The sequence below is a fragment of the Streptomyces sp. NPDC020875 genome (genome assembly GCF_040641415.1).
GTDB lineage: Bacteria > Actinomycetota > Actinomycetes > Streptomycetales > Streptomycetaceae > Streptomyces.
The window spans coordinates 75,060-86,892 of record NZ_JBFADP010000022.1; the positions used below are offsets into that span (position 1 = coordinate 75,060).

Consider the following 11,833-nt stretch of genomic DNA (forward strand, 5'->3'; position numbering starts at 1 on the left):
CTCCGGTTCGTCCTCCCGCGACCGTGGGCGCGCATATCAGGGGCGGGGGGCGGCGGTGAAGCCGGCGTCGAACAGGTCCACCCAGTTGCCGCCGGAGATCCGCTCGACCTCGGCCGCGGCGAAGCCCCGTTCCAGCAGCCGCCGCCGGACGGCCTCGTAACCCTTTCCGGCCGCGTACCACTCGGGGAACTCGACCGGGCCGGAGATGGGCACCATCGGGGTACGGCTCCAGCGGCCCTGCCGCCACCAGTGCAGCTCCTCGTCGCCCTGGCCCGCGTAGTAGTCCGAGCCGAGGCCGACGTGTTCGACCCCGATCAGTTCGACCGTGTAGGCGACCATGTCGCAGAAGCGGTCCACGGTGCAGTCGACGCCGTCGGGGGCGATCCGCGGATACATGCTCAGTCCGACGACCCCGCCGGATTCCGCGGCCTTCTTGAGGACGGTGTCGGACTTGTTGCGGATCGCGAGTTCCACGTCCTCGCCGACGAAGGCGCGGGGGTTGGCGTGGGTGACGGCCACCGGCCGCTCGGACGCCTCGATCGCCTCCAAGGAGGTGCGCTCGTTGCAGTGGGAGATGTCGACGACCATGCCGACCTGGTTCATCTCCCGGATGAGGTTGCGCCCGTAGGTGCGGGAGAGCCCGGCGTCCTCGCCCTCCCAGCAGCCCGCCCCGGCGGAGTTCTGGGTGTTGTACGTGAGCTGGGCGATCCGCACCCCGGCCCGGTGGAACGCGCCGACCAGGTCGAGGTCGTCCTCGAAGGGGCTGCTGTTCTGGAAGCCGAGGACGACCGCGGTCCGGCCCTCGGCCTCGGCGCGCCGGATGTCGTCGGCGGAGCGGGCCTCGCACAGGAGGTCGGCGTGTTCGGCGAGCAGCCGCTGCCAGCGGCCCACCTCGCGCATGGTCTCGGTGGAGTCCTCCCAGATCGCCACGGTGGCGTGGATCGCGGTGATACCCGCGGCGTGCCATTCCTCGAAGCGGGCCCGGGAAGGTTTCACGAACTGCAGTGCGTCGACGAGCACGTCGGTCTTCTCCTCTGTTCGGTGGCTACGGGGCACCCGGCGGTTCCCCGGGGGCGGCGGGTGGTCAGGAGATGGAGCCGAGGCGGCCGAGCGCCGGGATCTCGTCCCGCAGGCCCAGTTCGCGCAGCGCCCGCCACAGGGACGCCTGGTTGCTGGTGACCACCGGCACCCCGGTGTCCATCTCCAGGTAGGGCAGTACCTCGAAGGTCCGGAAGGTCCCGCAGGAGATCAGCAGGGCGTCGGCGTCGGGGGCGGCCCGGTGGAGACGGCGCCCGAGCCGGTAGGCGCTGTCCGCGTCATGGACGCTGGCCTCGTACGGATCGGTGATCTGGAGCCCTTCGACGACCGGGACCTCGAAGCCGACGGCGGTGAGATACGCCCGCAGGGCCTCGTTGACCTCGTCGGTGTAGATGCTGCCGACGGCCACGGACGTGGCGCCGACCGCGCGCAGGGCGTCCACCTGGGCCTGCATCATGGTGATGGCCGGGATCCCGGTCTCCGCGGTGATCTCGTCCGTCACCTTCTCGTCGGTTCCGGGTCCGGGGATGAAGGTGCCGGGCGCGCCGCACTGCACGATCAGGTCCACCTTCGCGGTGGCGAGTTGCCGTGAGGCTTCCAGTACCTGCGACATCATCGTCTTCAGCCCCTCGGCGTCCACCCGGGGAACGATGGTGCGCGCGTCGGCGAAGGCCACGCCGGTGGGGGCCACCGAGCGCCACTCCTCGGCTCCCTCGATAGCGGTAGCGGGGCGTATTTGCCCAATTCGGGCACGCCATCCCAGCAGCATATGAAGCTCCTTATTCTCGACTGTGTACATAGGTGCGACCGTCGGGGTCCGACGGGCGGGCGAGGCAGGGAATCGACCGGGCGCGGGCCCGGCCCGAGGGCCCGCGGATCGGGGTCCGGCAGGGACTGAGCGGTGCCGCCGGGATCTCCGGCCGGGCCTCCGCGAATCAATCTGGGACAGTGGACCAGCTCTGTTGGGACAACGTACCCACCGAGGTCGAGGCGGGTCAATGGGGTGACGGAAAGCCGTGAACCCGCCATCCCGCCGACGGGTTCCGGCCACCCCCGGCTACGGGTCCGGCCCTCGCCGGGGCATGGCACCGCGCGGATCGGCGGGGAGGGCGCGGCAGCCGCCGGCCCGGGCGGGCACGGGCGGTTCGCGACGTTCCGTCAGGGCACGTACGACGGCGACGGGTTACGGATACGGGGGTGTGGGACACCCGGGACCCCGGCACCGCCGCGACCACCCGGCGGGGGCCGTGGCCGGGGCCGTACGAGAAGGGTCCGGGCGCCCGGCGCGTTCACCCCCGGACGCCGTCGGAACCCGGGTACGGCTCCGGCCCCCGGCGGTGCCGGGGGCCGGAAAAAGGCGCGCCACGACCGGTGGCCGGAGAGGCCGAGGAGGTCAGGAGCCGGGCCCTACGGGGGACCTCAGGCGGGCTGCCGCCAGCGGACCGTGATCTCCGCCGCCGCCGCCCGCAGTACGGGGACGAGGGCCTCCGCCCGGTCGTCGGTCAGCCGGGCGTCGGGCCCGTAGATGCTGAGCGCCGCGACGACCCGGCCCTGGGTCCCGATGGGCACGGCCACTCCGCAGCCACCCGGGATCCACTCCTCGCGGCTGACGGCGTACCCCTGGCGGCGGGCCGCCCCGATCCGGTCGCGTACGGCCCCGGTGTCGGTGACGGCCTGGTCCGCGAGCAGCCGTTCGAGCCCCTCCGGCGGCAGCATGGAGAGCAGGACGCGGCCGGTGGCGCCGGAGAAGAGGGAGTACGGGCGCCCCACCCCGGTGATCAGCCGCAGCGGCTGGGGGCTCTCCGCCTCGTAGACGGTGACCCGGCGCCCGTCGACGATCGTGGAGACGCACGCCGTCTCGCCCGTCATGGCCGCGATCCGGGAGGCCGTGGCCGAGGCGGCTCCGACCAGATCGCTGTTGGCCGCGTGCTTCCACGCGAGGGTGAGCGCGGCGGGCCCGATCACGTACTTCCGGGTGCTCTCCTCCGCGACGGCCAGCCCCTCGCGCTCCAGTGACGCGAGGATGCGCTGCACCGAACTCTTGCTGATCGCCAGGTCGCGGCTCAGCTCCCGGACGCCGCGCGGCCGGTCCGCCTCGGCGACGGCTTTGAGCACCTGGAGGGCGTGGTCGACGATCTGCACCGTGCTCGTGGTCCTGGGCTCCGGCCCGGGCGTCTCGTCACGGCCGCCGGAACCGGCGGACCGGTCGGCCTCGTCGGCCGCCGAATCGGGTGCTGTCGCCATGGGACGCGGCCTTCTCCCTCATGAGCACGGACGGAACTACGACGGGGGTGCGTCGCGGTGGCGCGCCCCGAAGGCGCGCGGACTCCGTGATCCACCGAGACGGCAGTATCACACAGCCCGCCTGACGAGCCCCAACGCTCCCCGGTGCCGGAGGCCCGGGACCGGCCGCGGACCGATGGTCACGCGCCGCCCGCCGGCCGGGCCGTCCGGTGGGGAGGGAGGCCGCGGTGGGGCGGGAGGTTTCCGGGCGTACGGCAGGGGCAGGCGGGCCTCACGTACTTCGGAATGCAGGTACTGCCACCGGGCCCGGTCGATCATCGGGGCACGCCCCGGGTGTTCCCGGCCCGAACCGCGATCCGTTTTGGAGCGGTCCGATGAACACTTCGCATGCTTTTCGCCGTAATCGTCCGCATGATGACGCGCCGGATACCGGGGCCATGTTCCGTCGGCTGGCCGGGCTGCCGGAGGGGCCGGAGCGGGAGCGGGTGCGGGAGGAGGTGACGGCGGCGTGGCTGCCGATGGCGTACCGGATCGCGTCCCGTTACCGGGGCAAGGGCGAGTCGGTCGACGATCTGCGGCAGGTCGCGGCGCTGGCCCTGGTGAAGGCGGTGGACCGCTACGACCCCGGCCGGGGCGGGGCCTTCGAGGCGTTCGCGGTCCCCACCATCACCGGCGAGGTCCGGCGCCACTTCCGTGACTACTCCTGGTCGGTCCACGTCCCCCGGACCGTCCAGGAGGTACGCAACCGGGTCCGCGTCGCCTACCGCGAGCTGTCCGCGACCGGCCGGGAACCCGCGGTCGCGGACCTGGCCGAGCGGACCGATCTGCCCGAACCCGAGGTCCGCAAGGGCCTCGAAGCCCTGCACTGCCACAGCGCCCTCTCCCTCGACGCCCCCGGCGACGGCACGCCCGACGGCGAACCGGGTCTCGCGGGCACCGTCGGCGCCCCCGACCCCGGCTACGACACCGTCGTCGACCGCGAGACCGTACGGCCCCTCATCGCCCGGCTCCCCGAACGCGAACGCCGCATCCTCTACCTCCGCTTCTTCCGCGATATGACCCAGCAGAGCATCGCCACCGAATTCGGCGTCTCCCAAGTCCATATCTCCCGGATCATCAACACCACCTGCGCCGACCTGCGACGCCACGCCCTGGCCGAGGTCTGACCCGGGTGCCCGGGTCCGCTGTCTCCCGGGTTCGCCCGCCGCGGGCGGGCCCGGGACGGTGTCAGTAGCCGAGCGCCTTCTTGAGCTGCTGTTTGTCCATGGTCGAGCGGCCGTCGACGTTCTTCTTCCTCGCCTCCGCGTAGAGCTGGTCCCTGGTCGGGCCCCGCGCCCCGCCGCGGGAGCGCTCCCCGCCCCGCTGGGAGGCGGACTTCGGGTCCCGGGTCGAGGTCCGGCTCGCGGTCTTCGACTCGCCCGCGCGGGCCCGTTCCTTGTTGACCGTACGGGCGGCGATCTCCTTCGCCCGCCCGGTGGACTCGCCGCGGTTTCGCGCGGACTCCTTGATGTGCTCGTACTGCCGTTCCCGCTTGGCGTCGGCACCCCGTGGCATGGCGTACTCCTTCCACCGGTATGTGGTGATCCTCCGGCCTCGACGGGGTCGTCCCGGCCGGGCGGCCCCTCTCCCCGCGGTACCCCGAAACCGGCGGACGATACGCCCGAATCAGTCGGTATCGCATGGTGAGGCCGGGGTACCCGCCACAGGGTCAGCCCGGAGACGGGAGCCGTAGGAGAACGGAACGGAGTCGAGCGTGTCGAAGATCGAGGAATCCGTCGAGGTCGCCGTCCCCTTGACCACCGTCTACGACCAGTGGACCCAGTTCGAGGACTTTCCGCACTTCATGGACGGGGTGGAACGGATCGAGCAGCGCACCCCCGCACTCACCCACTGGGTGACCGAAATCGGCGGGGTGCGCCGTGAGTTCGACGCCGAGATCACCGAACAGCGGCCCGACGAGCGGATCGCCTGGACCACGGTCCGGGGCGAGGTACGGCAGGCCGGGGTGGTGACCTTCCACCGGCTGGACGACACCCGGACCAAGGTCATGCTCCAGCTCGATCACGATCCGACCGGGATCGCCGACACCGTCGGGGACAAGCTGGGCTTCGTCCGGCACCGGGCCAAGGGCGATCTGGAGCGGTTCAAGTCGTTCATCGAGGAACGCGGGAGCGCCACCGGCGCGTGGCGCGGCACCGCGTGAGGCGTACCGGGTGACCCCGGCCCCTGTGAGCCGTACCGGACGGGTGCGCGCCGCCCGTACGGGCGCCGTATCCGACCGGGCCGGGGCCGACGGCCCCGGCGGGCGCCCCCACGGCCGAGTGGCGGCGGAACCGGCGCGGGGCAACCATGGGAGTGAGGGGGCGACGCCCCGGAGTCGGGCGTGTCGCGGCCCGGTCCCCGGTTCGTACCGGCGTCCGGGCGTCGGCGCACCGGACCGGCAGCGGCAGTTGACCGGGTGTCGTCGTCCCGGACGGTTCCACACCCTCGTGGGAACGGGCGCCGGACGGCGGTCCCGGTGCGTTGCGGCCGCGCAGCGCCGATCCGGCCCGGGACGCGCTGTCGGCGTGCCCCGGGCGATACCGGCGCCGGTCGTACGACCTTCAGGGAAGGGGCATCCCATGCCCGCCACCGCCGTCGACTGCGATGTGGTCTTCTTCGATCTGCGGGACACCCTCGGTGATGTCGACCGGCCCGGCCATCTGGCGCTGTACCGGCCCAGTACCGAGAAACTCCTCGACGCCATGCGGGATCTGGTGGGGCTCCGGATCGGCGTGATCACCAATCTGCCCGCCGAGGTCAGCGCCGAGCAGGGGCACCGGATGATCGCCGAGGCCGTCGTCTCGGAGCACGACGGGGAGGTGGTCCGGCTGGCCGATGTCATCGACCCGCGGGGGATCGTGATCAATCACGAGGCCCGGCTCGACAAGCCCGACCCCGCCATCTACCGGTTCGCGGCGGATCAGATGCGGGTTCCGGTGGAGCGGTGTCTCTTCGTCGGGGAGAACCTGATCGAGGTACTCGCCGCGCAGGCCGCCGGGATGCGCGGCACGCTCAAACCGTCGCCGCCGGGAAAGGAGTTCCTGCCCGCGGTGATCTCCCGGCAGGGGGAATCGGTCCAGGACAGCGGCCGGGCCTTCGAGGAGGCCCTGGAGCAGGAGCATCTGCTCGGGGAACGGATCTTCGGCTGCGGCGGCCGGATCGCCGGGGCGCTGGCGTCGGTGGAACGGGCGGAGGACATTCCGCCGGGGGTGCGGACGGCGATGGGCATGTTCGTCTACGTCCTCACCGAATTCGCCGACCAGGCGCATCTGAAGGCCGAGGAGGCGATCGTGCCGCTGGCGGTCGCCCGGGGGATGCCGCCCGAGCGGGCCCGCTGGATGTTCGACCAGCACGACCAGGCACGCGCCTACTGGGCGGCGATCGCGGTGGCCTGGCGGCGGATCCAGCACGGCGACCCCCGGGACGTGGCCTACGCGATCTCCGACTTCCGCGGCTGTACGGAGAGCTTCGTCCGGCTCTTCCGGGCGCACGCGATCCGGGAGAACGACGAGCTGTATCCGGAGCTGGGCCGTCGGCTGACCGACGCGGACGACGCGGCCGTGCTCTCGATCGTGCATCACACCGGCCCGCCGGACATCGGGCCCTACGCGGCGATCGTCGGGGCGATGGAAGAAGCCCTGGACGGAATCGCCGCCGAGGGGATCACGGAACAGCCCGTCGCGGCGGACGGGTCCGCCGCCGGAAAGGTCTGACCATGTGGCTGCTGAGACCGCCCGATACCGGCTTCTTCGACCAGGAGCAGCGCCGCGCCGTGGAGGTGCTCTTCGACGCGATACTGCCCGGCGGGGACCGGCGGCCCGGCGCGGCCGACGCCGGGGCGGCCGGGTATCCCGACCGGCTGCTGGCGATGGGCGCGGGGACGCATCCCGAGATCCCGGGGTGGCGTACCGCCTATCCCGTTCTGCTCACCGCCCTCGACGCCGCCGCGCGCCGGGCGTACGGCGGGCGCGCCGTCGCCGGACTCGACCGGGACGAGGCCACCGCGTTGCTGCGCGGGCTGGCGGCGGGGACCCTGTCCGACTGGCCCCCGGGCGCCCTCGCCCAGCCCGCCGCGTTCGCCCTGCTGCGGGCGCACTGCGTCGAGGGCTGCTTCGGCGACCCCCGCTGGGGCGGCAACCACGACGCGGTGATCTGGCGCTGGTTCGGCTACCCCGGCCCGGCCGAACCCTTCACCCGCCCCGGCGGCCCGCCGGGGGCGGCCGGCGCCGGGCCCCGGGAGGAGCCATGACCACCACCCCCGCCGCGCCGGGCGGTTACGACACGATCGTGGTGGGCGCGGGAGCGGGCGGCGGTACGGCGGCCCGGGTGCTCACCGCGCGGGGCCGCCGGGTCGCCGTACTGGAGAAGGGTCCGCTGCCGGTCGCCGACGACTTCCTGCCGTACGACGAACTCCACTTCCACGCCCACAAGACGCTCATCCCGCACCGCGACACCGACCCCAATATCTATATGGCGGGGCCGGACCAGGACCGGCCCACCCGGGTGGAGCGCTGGTGGAACGTCAATATGGTCGGCGGCGCGACGACCGTATGGGACGCCAATGTGCCCCGCTACACGGAGGAGGACTTCACCGTCCTCGACCATCTGCGGGACGTACCGCCCGACGCGGACATGGTGAACTGGCCGTGGACGTACCGCGAGTTCGAGCCGTGGTTCGAGCGGGCGGAACGGGAGTGGGGCGTCTCCGGGCGGGCCCGGCAGTCCCCCGCCCAGGAGCCGATCAGAACCGGCTACGACTACGCCATGCCGCCGCTGCGCCCGCATGCCGCCGTGCCCTTCCTGACCGAGGCGTTCGGCCGGGTCGGGATGCGGCCCTATCTCGGCCCCCGGGCGATCAACTCCCGGGTCCACGACGGCCGCCCGGCCTGCTCGTTCTGCGGTTTCAACCAGTTCTTCGGCTGCGGTCTCAACTCCCGGGCCTCGGCGCTGAACACGGTCCTCCAGCGCGCCCTGGCCACCGGGCGGTGCGATCTGCTGACCGGGCACTGCGTGACCCGGATCGTGCACGAGGACGGCCGGGTGCGCGGGGTGATGTATCTGACCGAGCCCGGCGGACCCGAACGGTTCCTGGGCGCCCCCCAGGTCCTGGTCTCCGTCCAGACCATCGAGTCGGCGCGGCTCTTCCTGCTGTCGGAGGTACCCGATCCCAACCGGATGATCGGCCGCTATCTGACGTACCACACCCATGGCAGCGCCGAGCTGACACTGCCGCTGCAACCCGTGTGGACCGGTGGCGGCGCCCAGCAGCCGTCCACCGCCATCGGCTCCCTGCAACTGCGCGACCTGTACGTGGTCGACGACCCGGCCACCCCCGTCACCAAGGCGGGCAAGTTCTCGGTCTACGACCCGTACACCTGTGTGCCGCCGGTCCGGCTGGTCAAGAACGCGACGCTCGGGCCGGGGCGCGGCGGCCTCTGGGGCGAGGAGCTGTACACCTATCTCGACGAGCTGCGGCGGCAGGGCGGGGTCTCCTTCTCCTTCACCGGCGAGGCGATGTCCCTCTACGACAACCGGGTCGAGCTGGACCCCGAGGTCACCGACCCGTGGGGGCTGCCCGCCGCCCGGGTCTGGTACCGGCACCACGCCTACGATCTGGCCGCCGCCCGCTACGCCATCGACCGGGTGGTCCGGGTGATCACGGACGCGGGCGGCGAACTGCGCGGCTACGACGTCCCCGAGGCGGAGAACCCCGGCTACGGACATGTCCAGGGCACACTGCGCGCCGGAACCGATCCGGGGGCCTCGGTACTCGACGAGAACTGCCAGTCGCACACCGTCGCCGGGCTCTACGTCCTGGACTGCGCCTTCATGCCGACCGCCGGGGCGTCCAACCCCACCCTGACCCTGCTCGCCAACGCCTACCGGGTCTGCGAGGGGCTTCCGGCCCCCGGCTGACCCGTCCCCGCCCGGCGGACGGCCCGCACGGACGACACCGAACCGACCGGGGGGACCGACGCGAAAGGCAGCACCATGAACGACCTCGACCAGCGGGTCGACATCGCCCGCGATCTGCTCTCCGCCGGAATCACCAAGGCCGACCTGGAGATGTCCCCCGATCTGGCCGCCGCGCCGGACGGCGCCGTACTCGCCGCCGATCTGGGGCTGGTCTTCCCCGACGGGCTGGCGCCCGTTCCCCAGCCCTTCGACACCGTGCCGCCCACGGACGCCCCGCTGCCGCACGCCGATATCGTCGTGATCACCTGGACCGTCGCGGAGCAGAACGCCCTCGCCGATGTGTTCACCCGGGGCTTCGGACGGCTGAAGTGGTACCGGTACACCCGGCGGTTCGAGGAGCACTACCGGCCGCTGATCCGCCGGAGCGCCCCCGCGTTCGCCGCCGGGCGGCTGGGCTCGTACCTCCCGGTCCGGCTCGGCGACCTCGATGTGCTCTGTATGAAGTCCGAGCTCCATCTCAACCAGGACGGTGTCAAGACCGGCGAGGGCACGGCCACCCTGCCCGTCCGGGACTTCTTCCACCAGATCATCGAGGAGGTCCAGCCCCGGGTCATCGCCACCATCGGCACCTCGGGCAGCGTCTTCGAGGACTTCCCGCTGGGCGATGTCGTGGTCACCCGCGGGGCGAAGTTCCGCTGCCAGAAGGAGTTCCGGAACGAGGAGTTCAACGACCGGACCTTCACCTCGGAGTGGACTCTCCCGCTCGGCCGGCTGGCAGACGCGCAGACCATGATGCTGGACTTCTCCGACCGGCTCACCGAACCGCCGCTCGGCCCGCCGTCCACCCGCTACCCCTTCGAAGGGCCGCTGATCGAGCCGCCCGCCAACACGCCCACCATCCGGATCGAGCAGGACGAACGGGACATGCCCGAGTTCCATCCGATCCTGACCACCGACTACTTCGAGTACGGCACCTCCACCAACAAGCTGGAGCTGGAGGGTTCCGCCGTCGAGATGGGCGACGCGGTACTCGGACTGACCGTCGCCGACCTCACCGACGCGGGCGCCGACCAGATCCCCGACTGGGTCGTGGTCCGCAATATGTCCGACCCCCAGATCAACGGCGCGCTCCCCACCCGGGAGTTCCGGCTCAACCCGCAGACCATGTGGGCGGTCGCCTTCTACGAGGCGTACGGCTACTGGACCAGCGTCTGCGGCGCGCTCACCACCTGGGGCCTGGTCGCGGGCCTGGCCGAGCAGGGCATCGACGATGCCTGACCCCCCGGCGGTCACCCGGCTCCCGGTCGAGGTCGAGCTGCTGTTCGAGCTGATGCCGTGCAACGCGCTCCGTACCTCGCAGTACGCCGGGCCCGGGGACCACCCGTGCGCCTACTTCCGCTCGTGGGGCACGTACCACTCGTACGACTACGACGCCGACGGGCCGCCGCCGGATCCGGCGATCATCCGGCCCTCGCACTACACGGGCCGGATGACGCCCCTGCCCGAGCCGCTCTCCGGCTGCCGCAAGGCACCGGTCCTGGCCGTCGGCATCAACCCCAATCTGCCGGGCTGGTGGCCCGGCGGACACCACTCGCTCACCCCCGACTTCGACTCCGTCCGCCAGTACGCGCACTACTTCCGGTACCGGGGCGTATTCAAGCCCGAACTCGACGAGGACGCGTACCTGGAGTTCGGCGGCGGGCCCGGCGACGATCCCCTGGCCGGGGTACCGCTCGACGTCCCCGAGGACGCGAACGGCCGGCGCCCGATCCCCGTCCGGGAGCAGCCGCAGCGGATGTACCGCGTCTACCAGGGGCTGCTGGACGACCTCGGTACCGAACTCGGCCTCACCCCGGGCACGCTCACCGTCGGCGAGGACCTGGCCTACGGCAATATGGTCGCCTGCGCCTCGGCGAAATGGACCACCAGGCCCGATCCGCGGGACCCGGACCTGCCGCCGATGAGCGAGGGCCAGCGGACCGGGATCGTCGGCGAGTGCTTCCGGACCCGGCGCCATCTGCTGCGCCAGCTCTTCCAGTCGCTGCCCGCCGTGATCCTGGTCCTCGGCCAGAGCACCGCCAACGCGTTCACCGGCGAACTCGGAGACCGGCTGGAACCCGAACCGGAGCCCCTGACACCCATGGCGGAGCTGATGGCGACCGAGATCCGGCTCCGCTACGGCACCCTGGACGACGGCCGGGAGATCGACGCCCGGGTGCTGTTCGCCCCGCACCCCACCGGCAACCCCGACGACTACGCGACGGCCCGACCGCTGCTCGTCTCCCAGCTGCTGCACGAGGCCCGCTCCGGACGGCTCGCCCACGACGAACGCATCGGGCATCTGACCCGCCCCCAGGGGTCGTGCGCGTTCTGTCCGCTGCTGGAGATCGGCCCCTGCCCGTACGCCGATGTCCTCACCCCGCTCCCCGGCGGCGGCCCGGCCCTGCTCGCGGGCGCGCCGGAGTCCGCGATCGCGGAGAAACGCACCCAGCTGCGGCTGCTCGACGGCATCACCGAACGGGCCGCGCCCGTCGCCGAGGTCTGGGCGCACACCGACGACCGGGAGGAGTAGCGACGGACGACGCCGACCGCG

The 11,833-nt window shown here is 72.3% G+C and carries 11 protein-coding genes; 7 read left to right on the forward strand and 4 right to left on the reverse strand.

Annotated elements, in window-relative coordinates:
• Positions 1-36: 36 nt before the first annotated feature.
• The 3 genes from AB0G74_RS15160 to AB0G74_RS15170 form a co-directional block, all read right to left on the reverse strand.
• Positions 37-1,020 (reverse strand): membrane dipeptidase, encoded by a 984-nt coding sequence (locus tag AB0G74_RS15160; protein ID WP_361145518.1) that lies wholly within the window; start codon positions 1,018-1,020, stop codon positions 37-39.
• A 64-nt stretch (positions 1,021-1,084) separates the two neighbouring features.
• Positions 1,085-1,807, reverse strand: coding sequence for an aspartate/glutamate racemase family protein (locus tag AB0G74_RS15165; protein WP_361145521.1), 723 nt, complete (start codon positions 1,805-1,807; stop codon positions 1,085-1,087).
• A gap of 650 nt (positions 1,808-2,457) precedes the next feature.
• Positions 2,458-3,282: an IclR family transcriptional regulator gene (locus AB0G74_RS15170; RefSeq protein ID WP_361145524.1), complete on the reverse strand. Its 825-nt coding sequence runs from the start codon at positions 3,280-3,282 to the stop codon at positions 2,458-2,460.
• 437 nt (positions 3,283-3,719) lie between these two features.
• Here AB0G74_RS15170 and AB0G74_RS15175 point away from each other — a divergent pair, with 437 nt between their 5' ends.
• Entirely contained in the window at positions 3,720-4,448 is a 729-nt protein-coding gene (locus AB0G74_RS15175; protein WP_361145527.1) for a SigB/SigF/SigG family RNA polymerase sigma factor, read from the forward strand.
• A gap of 61 nt (positions 4,449-4,509) precedes the next feature.
• Here AB0G74_RS15175 and AB0G74_RS15180 read toward each other — a convergent pair whose 3' ends face one another.
• The gene (locus tag AB0G74_RS15180; protein WP_361145530.1) at positions 4,510-4,836 is read right to left on the reverse strand and encodes a plasmid stabilization protein; all 327 of its coding nucleotides are present in this window, start codon (positions 4,834-4,836) and stop codon (positions 4,510-4,512) included.
• 199 nt (positions 4,837-5,035) lie between these two features.
• On the opposite strand from AB0G74_RS15180, the gene AB0G74_RS15185 reads away from it, so the two are divergent.
• From AB0G74_RS15185 to AB0G74_RS15210, 6 genes are all read left to right on the forward strand, one after another.
• Positions 5,036-5,485, forward strand: coding sequence for an SRPBCC family protein (locus AB0G74_RS15185; protein WP_361145533.1), 450 nt, complete (start codon positions 5,036-5,038; stop codon positions 5,483-5,485).
• Positions 5,486-5,903: 418 nt separating this feature from the next.
• Positions 5,904-7,037: an HAD family hydrolase gene (locus AB0G74_RS15190; RefSeq protein ID WP_361145536.1), complete on the forward strand. Its 1,134-nt coding sequence runs from the start codon at positions 5,904-5,906 to the stop codon at positions 7,035-7,037.
• Positions 7,038-7,039: 2 nt separating this feature from the next.
• On the forward strand, positions 7,040-7,573 hold the full coding sequence (locus AB0G74_RS15195) for a gluconate 2-dehydrogenase subunit 3 family protein (protein ID WP_361145539.1): 534 nt from the start codon (positions 7,040-7,042) through the stop codon (positions 7,571-7,573).
• The gene (locus AB0G74_RS15200; protein WP_361145542.1) at positions 7,570-9,240 is read left to right on the forward strand and encodes a GMC family oxidoreductase; all 1,671 of its coding nucleotides are present in this window, start codon (positions 7,570-7,572) and stop codon (positions 9,238-9,240) included. Before AB0G74_RS15195 ends, AB0G74_RS15200 begins: the two co-directional genes overlap by 4 nt.
• A gap of 75 nt (positions 9,241-9,315) precedes the next feature.
• Positions 9,316-10,518, forward strand: a complete 1,203-nt coding sequence (locus AB0G74_RS15205) for a hypothetical protein (protein ID WP_361145545.1) — start codon at positions 9,316-9,318, stop codon at positions 10,516-10,518.
• A complete protein-coding gene (locus tag AB0G74_RS15210; protein ID WP_361145548.1) occupies positions 10,511-11,812 on the forward strand; it encodes a hypothetical protein in 1,302 nt (433 codons plus the stop codon). The genes AB0G74_RS15205 and AB0G74_RS15210 overlap by 8 nt, the downstream gene beginning before the upstream one ends.
• Positions 11,813-11,833: the final 21 nt, after the last annotated feature.

What these genes read in the sequence shown, in the direction of transcription:
- AB0G74_RS15165 (WP_361145521.1), bottom strand. Translation starts at nt 1,807, where the DNA reads ATGCTGCTGGGATGGCGTGCCCGAATTGGGCAAATACGCCCCGCTACC.
- AB0G74_RS15170 (WP_361145524.1), bottom strand. Translation starts at nt 3,282, where the DNA reads ATGGCGACAGCACCCGATTCGGCGGCCGACGAGGCCGACCGGTCCGCC.
- AB0G74_RS15175 (WP_361145527.1), top strand. Translation starts at nt 3,720, where the DNA reads ATGTTCCGTCGGCTGGCCGGGCTGCCGGAGGGGCCGGAGCGGGAGCGG.
- AB0G74_RS15180 (WP_361145530.1), bottom strand. Translation starts at nt 4,836, where the DNA reads ATGCCACGGGGTGCCGACGCCAAGCGGGAACGGCAGTACGAGCACATC.
- AB0G74_RS15190 (WP_361145536.1), top strand. Translation starts at nt 5,904, where the DNA reads ATGCCCGCCACCGCCGTCGACTGCGATGTGGTCTTCTTCGATCTGCGG.
- AB0G74_RS15195 (WP_361145539.1), top strand. Translation starts at nt 7,040, where the DNA reads ATGTGGCTGCTGAGACCGCCCGATACCGGCTTCTTCGACCAGGAGCAG.
- AB0G74_RS15200 (WP_361145542.1), top strand. Translation starts at nt 7,570, where the DNA reads ATGACCACCACCCCCGCCGCGCCGGGCGGTTACGACACGATCGTGGTG.
- AB0G74_RS15205 (WP_361145545.1), top strand. Translation starts at nt 9,316, where the DNA reads ATGAACGACCTCGACCAGCGGGTCGACATCGCCCGCGATCTGCTCTCC.
- AB0G74_RS15210 (WP_361145548.1), top strand. Translation starts at nt 10,511, where the DNA reads ATGCCTGACCCCCCGGCGGTCACCCGGCTCCCGGTCGAGGTCGAGCTG.